Raw genomic sequence first — 19,839 nt, 5'->3', positions numbered from 1 at the left:
CCCCCCTTGCTGTTGTCTGCCACATCCGTGGACAGACGCCAGGCTCACCACCCTCCATGATCATGTCAAGGGTGTACCGGGGGCGGCGAAATGCCTGCTGCCGACACCTATTCGGTGCCGGCAGCGGGCAGTTGGGAACAGCGGGCGGACCAGAGGAGTAAGTCCGAAGTCCCGTCTGCCCGGGAACGTCTGGCACGCACGCTCGCCCCAGGGGCGAACGACGCCACTTCGGACTTACTCGTCTAGCCGACGAGCCCGTCGGCCAGGTCCTCGCTCAGATTGGACTCCGTACCCGGAATCCCGAGGTCCTGTGCCCGCTTGTCGGCCATGGCCAGCAGTCGCCGGATCCGTCCCGCGACCGCGTCCTTGGTGAGCGGCGGGTCGGCGAGCGCGCCCAGCTCCTCCAGGGATGCCTGCTTGTGCTCCATCCGCAGCCGGCCCGCGGCGGCGAGATGCTCGGGCACCTCCTCGCCGAGGATCTCCAGCGCGCGCTGCACCCGCGCGCCCGCCGCGACCGCGGCCCGCGCGGACCGGCGCAGATTCGCGTCGTCGAAGTTGGCGAGGCGGTTGGCCGTGGCGCGGACCTCGCGGCGCATCCGCCGCTCCTCCCAGGCCAGCACCGACTCATGGGCGCCGAGCCGGGTCAGCAGCGCGCCGATCGCGTCACCGTCCCGTACGACCACCCGGTCCACCCCGCGCACCTCACGGGCCTTGGCGGCGATCTGGAGCCTGCGAGCGGCCCCGACCAGCGCGAGGGCCGCCTCGGGGCCCGGGCACGTCACCTCCAGCGAGGAGGAGCGGCCCGGCTCGGTGAGCGAGCCGTGCGCCAGGAACGCGCCGCGCCAGGCCGCCTCCGCGTCGCAGGTGGCACCGGAGACGACCTGCGGGGGCAGTCCGCGGATCGGGCGGCCCCGGCCGTCGACCAGTCCCGTCTGCCGGGCCAGCTGATCACCGCCCGTAATCACCCGTACGACGTAACGGCTGCCGCGGCGCAGTCCGCCCGGGGCCATCACGACGAGCTCGGAGTTGTGCCCGAAGATCTCCAGGATGTCCTTGCGGAGCCGGCGCGCGGCGATGCTGGTGTCCAGCTCCGCCTCGATCACAATGCGGCCGCTCACCAGGTGCAGCCCGCCCGCGAACCGGAGGATCGCCGAGACCTCAGCCTTCCTGCAGCACGTCCGGGTGACGGGGAGGCGGGCGATCTCGTCCTTCACCGCTGGCGTCATCGCCATGGGCCGATCCTTCCATGCATCCGAAAAATACGGTCGTACGCGGCTGCCAACAGCTCCGGATCATGGACCGGGGAACTGTCGGGCGCTGCCACCGGCGCCAGCTCGACCGCGGCACCGAACCGCTTTGCGGCATCGGAGAGTGAATCGCGGTCGGGCACGGCGGCCTGGTCGGCCAGCACCACGTCCAGGGCGAGTTTAGGGGCGTGTCGCCCCAAAACCTCCAAATGACGCTGCGGTGAGAAGCCTTCGGTTTCACCGGGTTGCGGCGCGAGGTTCAGCGAGAGGACCCGGCGCGCCTTCGTCTCGACGAGCGCGTCGAGCAACTCGGGCACCAGAAGATGCGGGATCACCGAGGAGAACCAGGAGCCGGGGCCGAGCACCACCCAGTCGGCGTCCAGCACCGCGGCGACCGCCTCGGGGACGGCCGGCGGGTCGTGCGGCACCAGATGGACGGACTGCACCTCACCGCGGGTGAGCGCGACGGTGGCCTGGCCGCGCACCTTGTCGACCTGGTCGGGACGCGCCGGGTCATGGCCCCGTACGAGCGCCTGGAGCTCCAGCGGTACGGCGGACATGGGCAGCACCCGGCCGTGCGCCCCGAGGAGCTTGCCGACCAGGTCGAGGGCCTGCACATGGTCGCCCAGCTGCTCCCAGAGGGCGACGATCAGCAGATTGCCCACCGCGTGCTCGTGGAGGTCGCCCTGCGACTGGAAGCGGTGCTGGATCACCCGCGCCCAGGTCTGGCCCCAGTCGTCGTCACCGCAGAGCGCCGCCAGCGCCTTGCGCAGATCGCCGGGCGGCAGGACACCCAGCTCCTCCCGGAGCCGGCCGCTGGAGCCGCCGTCATCGGCGACGGTGACGACGGCGGTGAGATCGCCGGTGATCCGGCGGAGCGCCGCGAGGGAGGCCGACAGGCCCATCCCGCCGCCGAGCGCGACGACCTTGGGCTGGGCGCCGCGCCCCCGCGCCGACAGCGCGGGGACACCCCTGCGCAGCCGGCGCATGCGGAAGGTGCGTCCGGTCACTCGCGCCCCATGTCCCGGTGGACGACGACGGTCTCGATGCCTTCGGAGGCGAGGCGCGCGCCGAGCCTCTCGGACATGGCGACGGAACGGTGCTTGCCGCCGGTGCAGCCGACGGCGACGGTCACATAGCGCTTGCCCTCGCGGCGGTAGCCCGCGGCGATCAGCTGGAGCAGCTCGGTGTAGCGGTCGAGGAACTCCTTGGCGCCCGGCTGGTTGAAGACATACGCGGACACCTCCTCGTTGAGCCCGGTGAAGGGCCGCAGCTCGGGGACCCAGTGCGGGTTGGGCAGGAACCGGCAGTCCACCACCAGGTCGGCGTCGACCGGCAGGCCGTACTTGTAGCCGAACGACATGACGGTGGCCCGCAGCTCCGGCTTCTCGTCCCCGGCGAACTGGGCGTCCATCTTGGCGCGCAGTTCGTGGACGTTGAGGCTGGAGGTGTCGATCACCAGATCCGCGTCGCCGCGCAGCTCGCGCAGCAGCTCCCGCTCCGCCTCGATGCCGTCGACGATCCGGCCGTCACCCTGGAGCGGGTGCGGGCGGCGTACGGATTCGAAGCGGCGCACCAGCGCCTCGTCGGAGGACTCCAGGAAGACGACCCGCCGGGTCACCTCCTTGGCGTCGAGGTCGGCCAGGGACTCGCGGAGGTTGTCGAAGAACCGCCGCCCCCGTACGTCGACCACGACCGCGATCCGCGCCACATTGCCCTGCGAGCGGGCGCCGAGCTCCACCATGGTGGGGATCAGCGCGGGCGGCAGGTTGTCCACGACGAACCAGCCGAGGTCCTCCAGACACTTGGCCGCGGTGCTGCGGCCGGCGCCCGACATACCGGAGATGATCACCAGTTCGGGGATGGCCGCCTCGACGGCCTCACCCGTCTCGTTTGTGGTGCCCGTACTCACGTGCCCTGCTCCGTCCCGGTCGTGCTCAGTCATGCGTGCTGCCCCCGTTGTCTTCCATGATCTCTCCTGTTGCCGTGTTCACGGCGGGTGCCGCCGGGGCCGCCTTGGCGAAGGCCACGACGACGGACTCGGCCGTTTTGCGGCCCACGCCCGGAACCTCACAGATCTGGTCGATTGTCGCCTGCCGCAGCTTCTTCACCGAGCCGAAATGCTTGATCAGCGACTGCTTCCGGGACTCGCCGAGGCCGGGCACATCGTCCAGCGGGCTCGACCTGACGCGCTTGGCCCGCTTGGCCCGCTGGTACGTGATGGCGAAGCGGTGCGCCTCGTCCCGTACGCGCTGGAGCAGATAGAGCCCCTCGCTGGAGCGGGGCAGGACCACCGGGTCGCTCTCGCCGGGCACCCAGACCTCTTCGAGGCGCTTGGCGAGACCGCAGACGGCGACATCGTCGATGCCCAGCTCGTCCAGGGCCCGCTTGGCCGCCGCGACCTGCGGCTGTCCGCCGTCGACGACCACCAGCTGGGGCGGGTAGGCGAAGCGCTTGGGGCGGCCGTCGTCCTCACGTCCGGGCTGGTCCAGCGGGCCGGCCGGCTCGGAGTCATCCGGCTGCTCCGGCTGCTCGGGCCACTCCCCGGTCCGCTCCTTCTCCTGGAGATAGCGCCGGAAGCGCCGCCCGATGACCTCGTGCATCGACCGGACGTCGTCCTGTCCCTCGAAAGTCTTGATCTGGAACCGGCGGTACTCACCCTTACGGGCGAGGCCGTCCTCGAAAACCACCATGGACGCCACGACATCGTCACCCTGGAGATGCGAGATGTCGAAGCACTCGATACGCAGCGGCGCGCTGTCCAGACCGAGGGCCTCCGCGATCTCCTCCAGGGCCCGGGAACGGGTGGTGAGATCGCTGGCGCGCTTGGTCTTGTGCAGGACCAGCGACTGCTGGGCATTGCGCCCGACCGTCGCCATCAGGTCCTTCTTGTCACCGCGCTGCGGAATCCGCAGCGAGACCTGGGACCCACGGCGCTCGCTCAGCCACTGGGTGACCGCCTCCGCGTCCTCCGGCAGCGCGGGGACGAGCACCTCCTTGGGGACGGCGTCGCCGCTCTCCTCCCCGTACAGCTGCTGGAGCGCGTGCTCGACGAGCCCCGCCGTCTCCACGGCCTCGACCTTGTCGGTGACCCAGCCGCGCTGGCCGCGGACCCGGCCGCCGCGGACATGGAAGATCTGTACGGCCGCTTCCAACTCGTCCTCGGCCACCGCGATGAGGTCGGCGTCCGTGGCATCGGCGAGCACGACGGCGTTCTTCTCCATCGCGCGGCGCAGCGCGCCTATGTCGTCACGCAGCCGGCCCGCCTTCTCGTACTCCATCTCCTCGGCGGCGTCCGTCATCCGCTGCTCCAGCCGGCGGATGTATGTGCCGGTGCGGCCGGCCATGAAGTCGCAGAATTCCTCGGCCAGTTCGCGGTGTTCCTCGGGGGTGACCCGGCCGACGCAGGGCGCCGAGCACTTGCCGATGTAGCCGAGGAGACAGGGGCGGCCGGTGCGCGCCGCGTTCTTGAACACCCCGGTGGAGCACGTCCGTACGGGAAACACACGGAGCATCAGATCGACGGTCTCGCGGATGGCCCAGGCGTGTCCGTAAGGGCCGAAGTAGCGCACGCCCTTCTTCTTGGCGCCGCGCATCACCTGGACCCGGGGGAACTCCTCGTTCAGCGTGACGGCGAGGAACGGATAGCTCTTGTCGTCGCGGTACTTGACGTTGAACCGGGGGTCGTACTCCTTGATCCAGGAGTACTCCAGCTGGAGCGCCTCGACCTCGGTGGAGACGACGGTCCACTCGACGGACGCGGCGGTGGTGACCATGGTGCGGGTACGCGGGTGCAGACCCGCGAGGTCCTGGAAGTAGTTGGCGAGCCGCTGCCGCAGGCTTTTCGCCTTCCCGACATAGATCACCCGCCGGTGGTCGTCGCGGAACCTGTAGACCCCCGGCGAGTCGGGGATCTGTCCCGGCTTGGGGCGGTAGCTGGAGGGGTCGGCCATGCCGTCCACCCTACTGTCGGGGACCGACAGTGTGGCCGTGGCGGGGTACCGCCCGGGGTCCTCAGGCCTTGGGGCCCGCGATGAGCTTGCCGCCCTCCGCCGTGACCGGGACCTCGGGCAGCGACGCGGTCGCCGGGCCCTGGAGAGCCTTGCCGGTGGTGACGTCGAACTTGCTGCCGTGGCACGGGCAGTCACCCACCGTGCCCTCCAGTTTCTCCAGGAGGCAGCCCGCGTGGGTGCACTGCGCGCTGAACGCCTTGTACTCCCCCTTCGCGGGGCAGCTCACCACCAGTCGCTGGTCCCGGTAGAGCTTCGCACCGCCGACCGGCACATCCGCCGCCGCGCCGAGGTCGACCGGTGCGGTAGGGGTGGGGTTCTCGCCGTGGCCCAGCTTCGACTCGGTGGAGCAGGCCGCCACCCCCAGTCCGGCCGCACCGGCGAGCGCGGCGCCCTTCAGCACGGTGCGGCGAGCTGCGGACGGGCCGGCCATGGTGTCTCCACTGGGTCAGGGGTCGGTGACATACGCGACGATACCGGGGCCGTTCCGGCGGTCCTTCAGCGGCTGTCCCCGCGGTGGGACACGCCCCTGAGGAACGCCCCGACCGCCGTCCGGAAGCCTTCCGGGTCCTCGGTCCAGGGCATGTGTCCGGCGCCCGCCAGCATCGTCCTGGTCACATCGGGGAGCGCGCCCTCCAGCGAGTCCACGGACCACCGGGGCCGGATGTCGTCCTCCCCGTCCACGATCAGTACGGGGACCCGCAGCGCGGCGCACCGCTCCCGCAGCCCGTGTGTGGCCCCGGGCCGTCTCAGCTCCGCGCCGATGGTCGCGTTGCACGTGTAGTTGACGCCGAACCACGGCGTCGCCATGGCCTCGGCGTGCTCCCGCGCGCGGTCGCGGTCGGCGAAGTCCACCGACCACTGGAGGATGGCGTACTCCCGGTCCTCCGCCTCCGTACGACCGTCACCGCGCTCGCGCAGTTCCTCCCAGCACTCCCGGCGGCCCCGCCGCTCGCCGAGCTTGCGGTGGAACGCCTCCTTGTACGCGGGATGCCAGGTGGAGTCGTCGTCGATGCCGGTGCCCGAGACATAGATCAGCCCGCTGACCAGCGCCGGATGGTCCAGCGCGTAGGCGAGGGCCAGCCGCGCGCCCCAGGAGTGGCCGAGCAGCGTGACCCGCTCCAGCCCGAAGTGGCGCCGTACGGCGTCGAGATCGGCCACCGAGCGGTCCGTGCTGTACGGCCCCGAGCGCTGGGAGCGGCCACTGCCCCGCTGGTCCCAGCGGTACGCCGGGGTGTCGGGAAGCAGGGCCGCCGGCTCCTCCAGGGTGTCCCAGAGGCCCGGCCCGCCATGGCAGAGGATCACGGGCTCACCGGCGCCGCCGCCCGTGCGGGTGGCCCAGAGCCGTACCCCGTCGTCCGTCAGAACCGTCTCGTCCCTGTCGCCCGTCGCGGCCGTCTCGTCCATCCCAGGATTGTGCCGGGCCCGGAAGGGACGGGACAGCCGCTTTACGGGGCGATGCGCGCGGCGTGGGCGCGCCGCCTAGCGGACGGCGGTCTTCTTCGCCGCCACCGCCTTGGCCGGTGCTTTCTTGGCCGCCGTCTTCCTGGTCGTCGCCTTCTTCATCGGCGCCGCGTCGCTGATGCTCTCGGCGTCCAGGATCTCCCGCAGGAACTTTCCGGTGTGGCTGGCCGGGACGCCGGCCACCTGCTCCGGGGTGCCCTCCGCGATCACCAGACCGCCGCCGTTGCCGCCCTCCGGCCCCATGTCGATCACCCAGTCCGCCGTCTTGATGACGTCCAGGTTGTGCTCGATCACGATCACCGTGTTGCCCTTCTCGACCAGTCCGGAGAGCACCGTGATCAGCTTGCTGATGTCCTCGAAGTGCAGACCGGTCGTCGGCTCGTCCAGGACGTAGACCGTACGGCCGGTGGAGCGCTTCTGCAGCTCGCTCGACAGCTTCACGCGCTGCGCCTCGCCGCCCGAGAGGGTCGGCGCGGACTGGCCCAGCCGGACATACCCGAGGCCGACCTCGTTGAGCGTCCTGAGGTGCCGCGAGATCGTCGGGACGGCCTCGAAGAAGTCCAGGGCCTCCTCGATCGGCATGTCCAGCACCTCGGCGATGGACTTGCCCTTGTAGTGGACCTCCAGGGTCTCCCGGTTGTAGCGGGCTCCATGGCAGACCTCGCACGGGACGTAGACGTCCGGCAGGAAGTTCATCTCGATCTTGATCGTGCCGTCACCCGAGCAGTTCTCGCAGCGGCCGCCCTTGACGTTGAAGGAGAAGCGCCCGGGGAGGTAGCCGCGGACCTTGGCCTCCATCGTCTCGGCGAAGAGCTTGCGGACATGGTCGAAGACCCCGGTGTACGTGGCCGGGTTGGACCGGGGCGTACGGCCGATGGGCGACTGGTCGACATGCACGACCTTGTCGACCAGATCGTCGCCGTCGACCCGGGTGTGCCGGCCGGGTACCGACTTCGCACCGTTCAGCTCGCGCGCCAGATGCGTATAGAGGATGTCGTTGACCAGCGTCGACTTGCCGGAGCCCGAGACTCCGGTGATGGCCGTGAACACCCCCAGCGGGAACGACACATCGATGTCCCGCAGATTGTTCTCCCGGGCGCCACGCACGGTGAGCTGCCGGTCCGGGCCGATCGGCCGGCGGATGTCCGGCGTCGGGATGACCTTCTTCCTGGACAGGTACTGGCCGGTCATCGACTCCTTGTTGGCCAGCAGCCCCTTCAGCGGTCCCGAGTGCACGACCTTGCCGCCGTGCTCACCGGCGCCGGGGCCGATGTCGACCACCCAGTCGGCGACCTTGATGGTGTCCTCGTCGTGCTCCACGACGATCAGGGTGTTGCCCATGTCACGCAGCCGGACCAGGGTCTCGATCAGCCGGTGGTTGTCCCGCTGGTGCAGACCGATGGACGGCTCGTCCAGTACGTACAGCACCCCGACCAGCCCCGAGCCGATCTGCGTCGCGAGCCGGATCCGCTGGGCCTCGCCGCCGGAGAGGGTCCCGGCGGCGCGGTTCAGCGAGAGATAGTCCAGACCGACGTCGACCAGGAACTTCAGCCGTTCGTTGACCTCCTTGAGCACCCGCTCGGCGATCTTCTTGTCCCGGTCGTTCAGCTTGAGCTCGCCCAGGAAGTCGGCGCAGTCGCTGATCGAGAGCGCGGCGACCTCGGCGATGGACTTCTCCATGACCGTGACCGCGAGGACGATCGGCTTGAGGCGGGTGCCCTCACAGGTCGGGCAGGGCACCTCGCGCATATAGCCCTCGAAGCGCTCCCTGCTGGTGTCGCTCTCCGCTTCCGTGTGCCGCCGCTTGACGAAGGAGACCGCTCCCTCGAAGGCGGGGCTGGTGTAGGCGCGCTCGCGGCCGTACCGGTTCCGGTACCGGACCTCGACCTGGGTCTTGTGGCCGTACAGCAGGGCCTTCCTGGCGCGCGCCGGGAGTCCGGCCCACGGGATGTCCGTACGGAAACCGAGTGCCTTGGCGAGGCCGCCGATCTGCCGTCCGAAGTACTCCCGCGTATGGCCGTGGGACCAGGGGTGGATCGCGCCCTCATCGAGGGACTTGTCCTCGTCGGGGACGATCAGCTCCGGGTCGACCTCCATGCGCGTACCGATACCGGTGCAGTCGGGGCAGGCGCCGAAGGGCGAGTTGAAGGAGAAGGAGCGGGGCTCCAGCTCCTCGAAGGAGAGATCGTCGTACGGGCAGTACAGATGCTCGGAGTACATCCGCTCGCGCTCGGGGTCGTCCTCGGGGAGGTCGACGAAGTCGAGCACGACCATGCCCCCGGAGAGACCGAGCGCGGTCTCGACCGAGTCGGTCAGCCGGCGCTTGGCGCTGTCCTTCACCGTGAGGCGGTCGACCACCACCTCGATGGTGTGCTTCTCCTGCTTCTTGAGCTTGGGCGGCTCGCTGAGCTGGATCGTCTGCCCGTCGACCCTGGCCCGGCTGTAGCCCTTGGTCTGCAGATCGGCGAAGAGATCGACGAACTCGCCCTTGCGCTCACGGATGAGCGGCGAGAGGACCTGGAACCGGCTGCCCTCGGGCAGTTCGAGCACCCGGTCCACGATGGCCTGCGGCGACTGCCGGGAGATCGGCCGCCCGCACTCCGGGCAGTGCGGCTTGCCGATCCTGGCGAAGAGCAGCCGGAGGTAGTCATATACCTCGGTGATCGTGCCGACCGTCGAGCGCGGGTTGCGCGAGGTCGACTTCTGGTCGATGGAGACTGCCGGGGAGAGCCCCTCGATGAAGTCGACGTCCGGCTTGTCCATCTGACCGAGGAACTGCCGGGCGTACGAGGAGAGGGACTCCACGTACCGGCGCTGTCCCTCGGCGAAGATCGTGTCGAACGCGAGAGAGGACTTGCCCGACCCGGAAAGCCCGGTGAAGACGATGAGGGAGTCACGGGGGAGGTCGAGCGACACGTTCTTGAGATTGTGCTCGCGCGCGCCACGGACGATGAGACGGTCGGCCACGCCGGTCCGCACCTTTCTGAAGAGAACCAGGGGCGGAGCCCCCTTCTCACACTAATGGGGGTCGCCGGAACGATGGATTGCCAAGGGGTCGATTGCCGGGCTTCGGAGCGCCGGGCGGGTAGTGCCTACATGCCAGGATGCCTCGTCCGAGCCTATAGCACGCGCATTCGATTTACGGCTGCCCGTCACCGTCTTCACCCGATCGAGTGCCGGCGCTATCGTCGGCGCCATGATCGACCACGAGCGTGACCTGGCAGCTGTACGTGAAGCGACGGATCGGCTCCTCAGCGCAGCCGCCGGACTGGACAACGCGGCCCTCGCGGCGCCGTCACGGCTCCCGGGCTGGAGCCGGGGACATGTGCTGGCACATCTCGCCAGAAACGCGGACGCACTGGTCAATGTGCTCGAAGGCCGGCCCATGTACCGCGACGCCGCGACGCGCGACGCCGATATCGAGCGGGACGCGCCCAGGCCGCTGGATGTCCAGCTCGCCGATGTACGTAACACCGCCGACGGCTTCCAGCATTCCGCGGCCGCACCCGCGGACTGGACGCGGGTCGTCACGATGCGCAATGGCGTCACGGATGCGGCGGCCCGCGTTCCGTTCCGCCGGCTGATCGAGATCGAGCTGCACCATGTCGATCTCGGTATCGGCCGCGAGCTTGAGGATCTGTCCGAGGAGTTCACCGAGCGCGAGACCCGCTTCCTCGTGGAGCGCTTCTCAGGGAACGCCGCGGTCCCGCCGCTGGCGCTGACCGGGCCCGACGGCCGGAGCTGGCGCACGGGCCGTACGGAGGGCACGCCGCTCGCCGTCAGCGGACCGGCCGCGGACCTGATGGGCTGGCTCGCGGGCCGCAGGGACGGGGCCGCGCTCAAGTCCCCGGACGGCCCCCTCCCCGTACTGCCCCCGCTATAGGCTGATCCGTATGACGTACAGCGGAGCGGTGAAGGTCGGCGGACCGGCGGATGTGCATGAACTGCCCGCCCTGATGATCTCCAAGGTCGCCGTCGGGCCCATGGACAACAACGCCTATCTGCTGCGCTGCCGGGCCACCGGTGAGCAGCTGCTGATCGACGCGGCCAATGACGCGGGCACGCTGCTGACCCTGATCGGTGACGACGGCATCGCGTCCGTCGTCACCACGCACCGCCATGGCGACCACTGGCAGGCCCTGGCCGAGGTCGTGGCGGCCACGGGCGCGCGGACGTACGCGGGCCGGTACGACGCCGAGGCCATCCCCGTCCCGACCGATGTCCCGGTCGAGGACGGGGACACGATCCGCGTCGGTGAGATCGAACTCACCGCCCTGCATCTGGTGGGTCACACCCCGGGCTCGATCGTCCTGGTCTACGACGACCCGCACGACCACGCGCATCTGTTCACCGGCGACTGCCTGTTCCCCGGCGGCCCCGGGAAGACCGGGACCCCGGCGGACTTCACGAGCCTGATGGACGGCATCGAGACCAAGATCTTCGCGGCCCTGCCGGACGAGTCATGGATCTACCCGGGCCACGGCAACGACTCCACCCTCGGCGCCGAACGCCCCCACCTCGCGGCCTGGCGGGCACGCGGCTGGTAAACGACGGGCGGGAAACGCGAAAGGGGGCGAGCGGCAGTGTTGCCGCTCGCCCCCTTCCCCGTTCCGCGAGGATCAGGCCTCGACGCTGTCCTTGTCCTTGTCGCTGTCCGACTCGGCCGCCGCGGTGGCCGCGTCGCGCTCCGCCTGCTTCTTCGAGGCGATCAGGCTGGTGATCGTGGTGACGATCAGGACACCGCAGATGACCGCCAGCGAGACCGGAATGGAGATCTCGGGAACATGCACCCCGGTCTCGTGCAGCGCGTGGAGCACCAGCTTCACACCGATGAAGCCCAGGATGACCGACAGACCGTAGCTGAGGTGCACCAGCTTCTTGAGCAGCCCCCCGATGAGGAAGTAGAGCTGCCGCAGACCCATCAGGGCGAAGGCGTTGGCGGTGAAGACGATGTACGGGTCCTGGGTCAGACCGAAGATCGCGGGGATGGAGTCCAGCGCGAACAGCACGTCGGTGGTGCCGATGGCCAGCATGACCACCATCAGCGGGGTGAGGATCCGCTTGCCGTTGCTCCGGATGAAGAGCTTGGTGCCGTGGTACTTGTCGGCGACCCCGAAGCGCTTCTCGATGGACTTCAGGAGGCGGTTCTCCTCGAACTCCTCTTCGTCGTCGTCCGAGCGCGCCTCCTGGATGAGCTTCCAGGCGGTGTAGATCAGGAACGCGCCGAAGATGAAGAAGACCCACGAGAAGCTGGCGATGATCGCGGCGCCGGCCGCGATGAATATGGCGCGCAGCACCAAGGCGATCAGCACACCGATGAGCAGCACGCGCTGCTGCAGATGCGAGGGAACCGAGAACTTCGCCATGATCAGGACGAAGACGAAGAGATTGTCGACACTGAGCGACTTCTCGGTGATGAATCCGGCGAAGAACTCACCGGCCGCCTGGCCCGTCCCGAACAGCATCAGGCCCACACCGAACAGCGCGGCGAGGGCGATCCAGACGACCGTCCAGATACCGGCTTCCTTCATCGACACGTCATGGGGCTTGCGCCCGATGAAGAAGTCGACAGCGATAAGGGCGGACAGACCAAGAATGGTCAGCACCCACAGGGTCAGGGAAACGTCCACTGTGCCTCCGGCTTCGTACGGCTACTGATCAGCGTCGTCGCTGCCGGAGGTCTCCTCCACCCGGGCGGCTTCCGCCGCTCCCCGGGCCGACGCCCCGGGATCGATGGCGATCCGTATTGACGGGCACGTCGCGATGTGGGAGTACTCCCCTCCGCTGCAAAGAAGAGTACAGGAAAGACCAAGGAAAGGTAAAGAAAGAGGTAAACGATCGCCAAGTGCCCAGGTCAGGCGTGTAGTTCAGGACGGCTCAGCGGCGCCAGGAACGGCGCGCGGACGCCACCTGTTCCAGGATCTGGAGCAGCACCCGGCTGCCCGGCGGCACCGTCGGCGGTTCATAGGTCCAGGCATGGCCCACCCAGGGGTCGGCGAGGTGATCGTCCGGCACGGGGGTGACGCGGAGCAGCGTCCGCCAGAGCGGATCCAGCACCGGTCCGTACGCGCTCGCGTCCTCGCGGTCCGCGACCATCAGCAGATGCACGCCGACCGCCGGACCCTCGTCGGCGAGATAGCGCAGCTGGGTGACCGCGCGGTCGTCGAAGCCGTGCGGGAAGTCATTGACGATCAGCAGCTGCTCAGCGGTGTCCAGACCGGGCGGCAGGGACTCGGCGGCCCCGCCGCGGATCGCCATCTGCACCAGATCCACCCGCTGGGTGAGCGTCGCGAGGACGGTCGCCACTCCCCCGGCGCCCGTCGCGGGCGGCTGGTCGAGCACCCCGGACGCGGTCAGCGGGGCCAGTGAGCGCGCCCCGGAGCCGGCCGGATCGATCACATGGACGGTGAACTCGCCGGGCGGGTAGACGGCCAGGAGGCGCGCGGCATGGGCGACCGCGGTGTCCATGGCCAGCCCGCGCAGCTGGGCGTCGTCCATCATCAGCGCGGCCTCGGAGCCGGAGCGGCCGCTGTCGACCCAGAGCCCGCGCTCCAGGGGCAGCCGCACCAGCATCGGTATCCGCAGATCGGGGCGCTCGGGCAGATGGACATCGCCGAGGCGGAGCGCCATCGGGATCTCCATCGGGACGCGGTAGCCGTGCCAGACGGGGTTGTCCCAGCGGGCGTAGGCGGGCGGCAGCGCGGGCTCGACGACCTCGGACTCGGCAACGAGCTGGGCGAGGTCGCGGTCGAGGACCTCGCGCGCCCGGCCCGCGAGCTGGTCGTGCTTGGCGCGGGCGGCCTCGCGCGCGGCGTGTCCCGCGCCGCCGATGCGCTGACGGGGGTCAGAGAGGACGCGGTCCAGCTCCTGGTCGAGCCGGGACTCGGCGAAGTCCATGGCGCTGCGGTACGCGGCGGTCGTACGGGCCAGGTCTTCGAACATGCCCCAGACCTGGTTGTAGAGACGCTCGTCCATGGACCAGCCCGTGGCGTCGCCCGCGACAGGGCGGGGCGGCCGGCCCGGCTGGGCGGGCTCCGCGGCCGGGGGCGGGGGCGGGGGCGTGGACGTACGGCGGCCCGGATGCGTGTAGTTGACGGCCCCGCCCGCGCCGGACTGCGGACCACCGGACGACGGCGGTCCGGACGACGGCGGCCCGGCGGGCGGCACGGTGTCGGGCGCGGACTGCGGGGCGGGGGCGGGCTGCGGAGCCAGGGGCAGTCCCTCGGACCTGCGCCGCCCGCCGTCCGTCGCACCCGGCAGCGGCGCCTGTACGGCGCTGGCCAGATGGCGGGCCACCGCCTCCTGGATACCGGCGGCGAAGGCGCGGGCCTGCGGCAGCCCCTGGTCGCCGAAGAGCTCGGCGAGGCCGCCCGCGTACCCCTGGCCGACGGCCCGGACCTTCCAGGCGCCCTGGCGGCGGTACAGCTCCAGGGCGATGACGGCGGTCTCGGAGTCCAGCCCGGTGAGGGTGAAGCTCGCGACCTCGACGCCCTCGGTGGAGGTGACGGCCGCGAAGGGGGCCGCGGTGGCGCCGAAGCGGTCGGGGCCGCCGACACCCTCGGGGAGGGCCAGCAGCACATGCACCAGATGCACGCGCGGGGGCAGGGCGTCCAGATCGACATGGAAGCGCAGACCCGCGGCGGCCTGGCGGGACACCTCGATGCCCGGGAGCGAGGGCGAACCGGGGTGGACGATCCACTCCGTGCCGCCCACGGTGCCCTGGGCGTCCGCGAGCGTGGCGCAGGCCATGACCGGTGCGCCGGCCGTCACCCGGATCTCCAGTCGGGTGTGGGGCAAGGGGTGGTTCTGCCCCCGGACCAGCTCGGCCGTCATCGCCTCTGTCCCCTCATCGGTTACGCGTCAGTGTTCAGGTGTGGGTGTACAGGTCTGTACAACTCTGTGCGGGTGTTCCGGTGCGCACGCTCAGGTGCGCATGTTCAAGTACGGGTGCTCAGGTGCGGGGGTGGTGCGGTGTGACAGCAGAGGCGCAGCCCCCGGTGGCCTGCGCCGACCTCCGGGAGCTGCGCGTACGGGACGACACCGCGGCCGTCGTCCTGTCCTACAGATGCGGCAGGATCGACGGCATCAGGTCCTGGAACGTACGGCCGTTGGCCGGGTTGCCGAGGGCCGTCATCTGCCAGCCGGAGCCCACGCGGTGCACCTTCGCCATGATCTGCGCGGTGTACTGGCCCCCGCCGTCGAGCGTGTAGCGGGCCAGCTCCTGGCCGTTGGTCTCGTCGACGATGCGGCAGAAGGCGTTCTGGACCTCTTGGAACGTCTGGCCGGTGAATGAGTTCACCGTGAAGACGATCTGGTCGATATGGACCGGGATCCGCTGGAGGTCGACAAGGATCGCCTCGTCGTCGCCGCCCTGGCCCGCGCCGCCGACGAGATTGTCGCCGGTGTGCCGTACCGAGCCGTCGTCGCTGACGAGATGGCGGAAGAAGACCACGTCGACCGGCTGCTTGTCGGCGAACAGCACCGCCGAGGCGTCCAGGTCGATCTCGCGGGTACGGGAGCCGAACAGGCCCCGGCGCGGGGCGGCCTGCCAGCCGAGCCCCATGCGCACCGCCGTCAGCGTGCCGCCGCCCTTCTTCTCCAGGCTGATGGCCTGACCCTTGGTCAGATTGACGCCAGGGCCTCCGGGCGCGCCGCCCTTGGATACGTCCACCACGCGCTGTCCCCTCTCGAATGGTTCCCCCGCAACCGTCCGTATGCGGTTGCGCAGCACCCTACGCAGTCACGCGGACAGCGCAGGAGGCTTGGACCGTTTTTGTGTCGGTCTTGCAACACACCAGGTGCCCCGGTGTGTCAGGCGAGCCCCGCCTCCCTCATCTGCCGCAATTCCTTCTTGAGTTCGCTCACTTCGTCGCGCAGCCGCGCGGCGACCTCGAACTGCAGCTCGGCGGCGGCGGCCCGCATCCGGTCGGTCATCTCCTCGATGATCCCGGCCAGTTCGGCGGCGGGCCGGTCGGTCAGCACCGCGCCCGTGGCCGCCGCCTTGCCCCCCTTCGCGGGCTTCGCCCCGAGCGAGGGGACCGGGGCCTTGGCGGGCTTGCCGTCCTTCGACTGCCGGTAGCCCGTGCCGAGCAGGGCCTCGGTGTCGACCTCCTCGCGCGCGATGGTCGCGACGATGTCGTTGATCTTCTTACGGAGCGGCTGGGGGTCGATACCGCGCTCGGTGTTGTACGCGATCTGCTTCTCGCGGCGCCGGTTCGTCTCGTCGATCGCCTGCGCCATCGCGGGGGTGATCTTGTCGGCGTACATATGGACCTGGCCGGACACATTGCGCGCGGCCCGGCCGATGGTCTGGATCAGTGAGGTGCCCGAGCGCAGGAAGCCCTGCTTGTCGGCGTCGAGGATCGCCACCAGGGAGACCTCCGGGAGGTCGAGGCCCTCGCGCAGCAGGTTGATGCCGACGAGGACGTCGTACTCACCGGCGCGCAGCTCGCGCAGCAGCTCGACCCGGCGCAGGGTGTCGACATCACTGTGCAGATACCGCACCTGGATGCCCAGCTCCAGGAAGTAGTCGGTGAGGTCCTCGGCCATCTTCTTGGTGAGCGTGGTCACCAGGACGCGCTCGTCCTTCGCGGTGCGCTCGCGGATCTCATGGACCAGATCGTCGATCTGGCCCTCCGTGGGCTTCACGACGACCTCGGGGTCGATCAGGCCGGTGGGACGGATGATCTGCTCCACGAAGCCGTCGGAGCGGGACATCTCGTACGTGCCGGGAGTGGCGGAGAGATAGACGGCCTGGCCGATCCGCTGCTGGAACTCCTCCCACTTCAGCGGGCGGTTGTCGAGCGCGGACGGCAGCCGGAAGCCGTGGTCGACCAGGGTCCGCTTGCGGGACGCGTCACCCTCGTACATCGCGCCGATCTGCGGCACGGTGACGTGCGACTCGTCGATGACCAGCAGGAAGTCCTCGGGGAAGTAGTCGAGGAGGGTGTTGGGCGCGGAGCCCGGCTCACGGTCGTCGAAGTGCATCGAGTAGTTCTCGATCCCCGAGCAGGAACCGATCTGGCGCATCATCTCGATGTCGTAGGTCGTACGCATCCGCAGCCGCTGGGACTCCAGCAGCTTGCCCTGCTTGTCCAGCTCGGCCAGCCGGGTCTCCAGCTCCCGCTCGATGCCGTTGACCGCCTTCTCCATGCGCTCGGGGCCCGCCACGTAGTGGCTCGCGGGGAAGATGTACAGCTCGTCGTCGTCGCTGATGACCTCGCCGGTGAGCGGGTGCAGCGTGGAGAGCGCCTCGATCTCGTCGCCGAACATCTCGATCCGGACGGCCAGCTCCTCGTAGACCGGGAAGATCTCGATGGTGTCGCCGCGGACCCGGAAGGTGCCGCGAGTGAACGCGAGGTCGTTGCGCGTGTACTGGATGTCGACGAAGCGGCGCAACAGCTGGTCCCTGTCCAGCTCCACGCCGACCTTCAGCGGCACCATCCGGTCCACGTACTCCTGGGGCGTACCGAGGCCGTAGATGCAGGAGACCGAGGCGACGACGATCACATCGCGCCGGGTGAGGAGGGAGTTCGTCGCGGAGTGGCGCAGCCGCTCGACCTCCTCGTTGATGGAGGAGTCCTTCTCGATGTAGGTGTCCGACTGGGGGACGTACGCCTCTGGCTGGTAGTAGTCGTAGTACGAGACGAAGTACTCGACGGCGTTGTTGGGCAGCAGCTCGCGGAATTCGTTCGCCAGCTGGGCGGCGAGGGTCTTGTTCGGCGCCATCACCAGCGTGGGGCGCTGGAGCTTCTCGATCATCCAGGCGGTCGTCGCCGACTTTCCCGTGCCGGTCGCGCCGAGCAGGACGACATCCTTCTCGCCCGCGCGGACACGCCGCTCCAGGTCGGCGATGGCCGTCGGCTGGTCGCCACTGGGCTGGTAGGAGCTGACGACCTCGAAAGGCGCCACCGTACGTTCGATCTTGGAAACGGGCCGCATGGATCCACCGTACGACCCCGCACTGACAGTGGGGCGGTGAGCGGTCCCGGATCACCCGGGGTGACCGGCGGCTCACCCGCGTCACCAGTCGTGGAGGTCCTGGGAGCCGCGGCGCGGGGACCTGGCCGCCGCACGGTCGGCGTGCTCGCGGAGGGCCGGCCGCGGCCGGATCCGCTGCGCGGGCACCCCACCGCGCCCGCACGGCCCGGTCACGGCCCCCGCGGAGCGTGACCGCTCGGGACGGCCCGTCACCAGCAGCCGGTCGACCAGCACCGCCACACCGGCCAGCAGCAGGAAGAACGCCGGGCCGACCAGCATCGGGGCCAGCAGCTCGGTGGCCGGGGCGCCGCCCGAGTCGTCGACGGCGCCGTCCAGATGAACGCGGACCGCGGCCATGGCGGTGTAGTGCATGCCGGTCGACGCGACGCCCATCACCGCGCTGGCGGCCAGACCGGCCAGAAATCCGCGGTGCGAGACGACCACCCAGAGCGCCGCGGTCGCCGCGAGGACGGCGATGATGACGGAGAGCGCGACGGTGACCGTGTCGTATCCGACGCGGCCGTGGAGCCGAATGCCGGCCATGCCGAGGTAGTGCATGGTGGCGATGCCGAGGCCGGTGATGGTGCCGCCGGTGACGAGGGTCATCGGGGTCGTGCCGCGGTACCCCACGATGAAGATCCCCACCCCGACCATGACGATCCCCACGACGAGGCTGGCGAACGTGGTGAACCGGTCGTAGCCGACCGGCACCTCCGAGACGCTGAACCCCATCATCGCGATGAAGTGCATCGTCCAGACGCCGGAGCCGATCGCGGCCGATCCGAGCGCGAGCCCGCCCGGCTTCCAGGAGCGTCTGGTACGCAGGGATCTCGCGGTGCAGCGCAGGCCCAGAGCCGCGCCGAGGCAGGCCATGAGAAAGGCCGCCACGGGTGTGACGAGACCGTAGCTGAATCCGTCGATCGTGCCCTGCATAGCGATATGCCCCTCGCCCCTCGTGCTTCCTGATACGAAAGCGCCGGCTCGGGCGAGGGTAGGACGGCCGGCCCGGTTAGCAAACAGGCGACCGGCGATTTGTCGACACGAAACGACACAACCTCGCGGTACGGGGCGGCCCCGCGCCGGTGCGGGCCTCATGATGTCATCCCATCCTTCCGGTCCGTCTTTCCGGTCCTTGGCGTGACTTCACGTTGTGGCCGGCCTTCGCCTGTTCCCTGTTGGCCGGGGGCTGCCACGCTCTGGCCGACCGTCATCGCACGACGCGAGGAGTACACGTGTACACACGCACCTCAGTGACAACGGCCGCCGCACTGCTGGGAGTCACCGCGCTCGTTCTGCCCGGTGCCGCCACCGCGAGCGCGGGCCCGGCCGCCGAGTCCAGGAGCGGGAGCCCGGTCGTCATCGCGCACCGCGGCGCCTCCGCCTACGCCCCGGAGAACACGCTCGCGGCCGTCGACGCGGCCGGTGACCTGGGCATCGGCTGGGTGGAGAACGACGTCCAGCGCACCAAGGACGGCCGGCTGGTGGTGATCCACGACGACAACCTCAAGCGGACCACCGATGTGGAGGAGGTCTTCCCCGACCGGGCCCCCTGGAAGGTCAAGGACTTCACGGCCGCGGAGATCGCCCGGCTGGACGCGGGCAGCTGGTTCGGCGAGCGGTGGGCGGGCGAGCGCGTACCCACGCTGAAGCAGTATCTGGACGCCGTCGAGGCCAACCGGCAGAAGCTGCTTCTGGAGATCAAGGCTCCCGAGCAGTACCCCGGCGTCGAGAAGGACATCCTGCGGGTGCTGCGCCAGGAGGGCTGGCTCAGCCGCGCGCACGTCCGGGACAAGCTGGTCGTCCAGAGCTTCAGCGCGGACAGCATCCGTACGGTGCACCGGCTGCGCCCGGATCTCACGACCGGTTTCCTCGGCGCGCCCGCAGTGGCCGATCTGCCCGCGTACGCCGCGTTCACGGACCAGATCAACCCGGCGCACGCCGCGCTCACCGGCGACTACGTGGCCGCGGTGCACCGGCTCAAGGGCGCGCACGGCAAGCCGCTCACGGTGAGCACGTGGACGGTCAACGACGCGGCGGGCGCGGTGCGCGTCCGGGATCTCGGCGTGGACGGGATCATCACCAACAACCCCGACGTGGTGCGGGACGCGGTGGGCTGAGGCCGGTCACAGGCCCGTTGT

The 19,839-nt window shown here is 69.9% G+C and carries 15 protein-coding genes; 3 read left to right on the top strand and 12 right to left on the bottom strand.

Translation table 11 applies throughout. The features are described 5' to 3' along the window. Positions 1–242 precede the first annotated feature (242 nt). The 7 genes from whiA to uvrA form a co-directional block, all read right to left on the bottom strand. Positions 243–1,232, bottom strand: a complete 990-nt coding sequence (whiA, locus tag IF11_RS0123370) for a DNA-binding protein WhiA (protein WP_030353658.1) — start codon at positions 1,230–1,232, stop codon at positions 243–245. Then, complete coding sequence (locus tag IF11_RS0123365; protein WP_030353657.1) at positions 1,223–2,257, bottom strand: gluconeogenesis factor YvcK family protein; 1,035 nt, start codon at positions 2,255–2,257, stop codon at positions 1,223–1,225. Before IF11_RS0123365 ends, whiA begins: the two co-directional genes overlap by 10 nt. After that, positions 2,254–3,192, bottom strand: coding sequence for an RNase adapter RapZ (rapZ, locus tag IF11_RS0123360; RefSeq protein ID WP_030353656.1), 939 nt, complete (start codon positions 3,190–3,192; stop codon positions 2,254–2,256). Before rapZ ends, IF11_RS0123365 begins: the two co-directional genes overlap by 4 nt. Continuing rightward, positions 3,185–5,200 (bottom strand): excinuclease ABC subunit UvrC, encoded by a 2,016-nt coding sequence (gene uvrC, locus IF11_RS0123355; RefSeq protein ID WP_030353655.1) that lies wholly within the window; start codon positions 5,198–5,200, stop codon positions 3,185–3,187. The genes rapZ and uvrC overlap by 8 nt, the downstream gene beginning before the upstream one ends. 61 nt (positions 5,201–5,261) lie before the next feature. Next, a complete protein-coding gene (locus tag IF11_RS0123350) occupies positions 5,262–5,690 on the bottom strand; it encodes a Rieske (2Fe-2S) protein (RefSeq protein ID WP_030353654.1) in 429 nt (142 codons plus the stop codon). A gap of 65 nt (positions 5,691–5,755) precedes the next feature. Further along, the gene (locus IF11_RS0123345; protein ID WP_030353653.1) at positions 5,756–6,664 is read right to left on the bottom strand and encodes an alpha/beta fold hydrolase; all 909 of its coding nucleotides are present in this window, start codon (positions 6,662–6,664) and stop codon (positions 5,756–5,758) included. Positions 6,665–6,739: 75 nt separating this feature from the next. After that, the gene (gene uvrA / locus IF11_RS0123340; protein WP_078490867.1) at positions 6,740–9,688 is read right to left on the bottom strand and encodes an excinuclease ABC subunit UvrA; all 2,949 of its coding nucleotides are present in this window, start codon (positions 9,686–9,688) and stop codon (positions 6,740–6,742) included. Positions 9,689–9,917: 229 nt separating this feature from the next. On the opposite strand from uvrA, the gene IF11_RS0123335 reads away from it, so the two are divergent. Continuing rightward, on the top strand, positions 9,918–10,604 hold the full coding sequence (locus IF11_RS0123335) for a maleylpyruvate isomerase family mycothiol-dependent enzyme (RefSeq protein WP_030353651.1): 687 nt from the start codon (positions 9,918–9,920) through the stop codon (positions 10,602–10,604). Between the two features lie 10 nt (positions 10,605–10,614). Further along, positions 10,615–11,268 carry an MBL fold metallo-hydrolase gene (locus IF11_RS0123330; protein WP_030353650.1) on the top strand — a complete coding sequence of 218 codons (654 nt, stop codon included), beginning with the start codon at positions 10,615–10,617 and terminating at the stop codon, positions 11,266–11,268. A gap of 72 nt (positions 11,269–11,340) precedes the next feature. Here IF11_RS0123330 and IF11_RS0123325 read toward each other — a convergent pair whose 3' ends face one another. The 5 genes from IF11_RS0123325 to IF11_RS0123305 form a co-directional block, all read right to left on the bottom strand. Continuing rightward, positions 11,341–12,351 carry a TerC family protein gene (locus IF11_RS0123325; protein WP_030353649.1) on the bottom strand — a complete coding sequence of 337 codons (1,011 nt, stop codon included), beginning with the start codon at positions 12,349–12,351 and terminating at the stop codon, positions 11,341–11,343. A 247-nt stretch (positions 12,352–12,598) separates the two neighbouring features. Continuing rightward, positions 12,599–14,554, bottom strand: coding sequence for a TerD family protein (locus tag IF11_RS0123320; RefSeq protein WP_030353648.1), 1,956 nt, complete (start codon positions 14,552–14,554; stop codon positions 12,599–12,601). 226 nt (positions 14,555–14,780) lie between these two features. Then, positions 14,781–15,347, bottom strand: coding sequence for a TerD family protein (locus IF11_RS0123315; RefSeq protein ID WP_030353647.1), 567 nt, complete (start codon positions 15,345–15,347; stop codon positions 14,781–14,783). Between the two features lie 185 nt (positions 15,348–15,532). Next, the gene (uvrB, locus tag IF11_RS0123310; protein WP_030353646.1) at positions 15,533–17,662 is read right to left on the bottom strand and encodes an excinuclease ABC subunit UvrB; all 2,130 of its coding nucleotides are present in this window, start codon (positions 17,660–17,662) and stop codon (positions 15,533–15,535) included. Positions 17,663–17,743: 81 nt separating this feature from the next. Next, positions 17,744–18,634: an MHYT domain-containing protein gene (locus IF11_RS0123305; RefSeq protein WP_037728363.1), complete on the bottom strand. Its 891-nt coding sequence runs from the start codon at positions 18,632–18,634 to the stop codon at positions 17,744–17,746. Between the two features lie 299 nt (positions 18,635–18,933). On the opposite strand from IF11_RS0123305, the gene IF11_RS0123300 reads away from it, so the two are divergent. Beyond that, positions 18,934–19,818 carry a glycerophosphodiester phosphodiesterase gene (locus IF11_RS0123300; RefSeq protein WP_030353644.1) on the top strand — a complete coding sequence of 295 codons (885 nt, stop codon included), beginning with the start codon at positions 18,934–18,936 and terminating at the stop codon, positions 19,816–19,818. Positions 19,819–19,839: the final 21 nt, after the last annotated feature.

This window comes from Streptomyces scopuliridis RB72 (assembly GCF_000718095.1).
GTDB lineage: Bacteria > Actinomycetota > Actinomycetes > Streptomycetales > Streptomycetaceae > Streptomyces > Streptomyces scopuliridis.
Note: the sequence above shows the minus strand (reverse complement) of the source record. Positions and strands in the feature narration are given on the sequence as shown.

What these genes read in the sequence shown, in the direction of transcription:
- uvrB (WP_030353646.1), bottom strand. Translation starts at nt 17,662, where the DNA reads ATGCGGCCCGTTTCCAAGATCGAACGTACGGTGGCGCCTTTCGAGGTC.
- whiA (WP_030353658.1), bottom strand. Translation starts at nt 1,232, where the DNA reads ATGGCGATGACGCCAGCGGTGAAGGACGAGATCGCCCGCCTCCCCGTC.
- uvrC (WP_030353655.1), bottom strand. Translation starts at nt 5,200, where the DNA reads ATGGCCGACCCCTCCAGCTACCGCCCCAAGCCGGGACAGATCCCCGAC.
- IF11_RS0123335 (WP_030353651.1), top strand. Translation starts at nt 9,918, where the DNA reads ATGATCGACCACGAGCGTGACCTGGCAGCTGTACGTGAAGCGACGGAT.
- IF11_RS0123350 (WP_030353654.1), bottom strand. Translation starts at nt 5,690, where the DNA reads ATGGCCGGCCCGTCCGCAGCTCGCCGCACCGTGCTGAAGGGCGCCGCG.
- rapZ (WP_030353656.1), bottom strand. Translation starts at nt 3,192, where the DNA reads ATGACTGAGCACGACCGGGACGGAGCAGGGCACGTGAGTACGGGCACC.
- IF11_RS0123345 (WP_030353653.1), bottom strand. Translation starts at nt 6,664, where the DNA reads ATGGACGAGACGGCCGCGACGGGCGACAGGGACGAGACGGTTCTGACG.
- IF11_RS0123305 (WP_037728363.1), bottom strand. Translation starts at nt 18,634, where the DNA reads ATGCAGGGCACGATCGACGGATTCAGCTACGGTCTCGTCACACCCGTG.
- IF11_RS0123320 (WP_030353648.1), bottom strand. Translation starts at nt 14,554, where the DNA reads ATGACGGCCGAGCTGGTCCGGGGGCAGAACCACCCCTTGCCCCACACC.
- IF11_RS0123330 (WP_030353650.1), top strand. Translation starts at nt 10,615, where the DNA reads ATGACGTACAGCGGAGCGGTGAAGGTCGGCGGACCGGCGGATGTGCAT.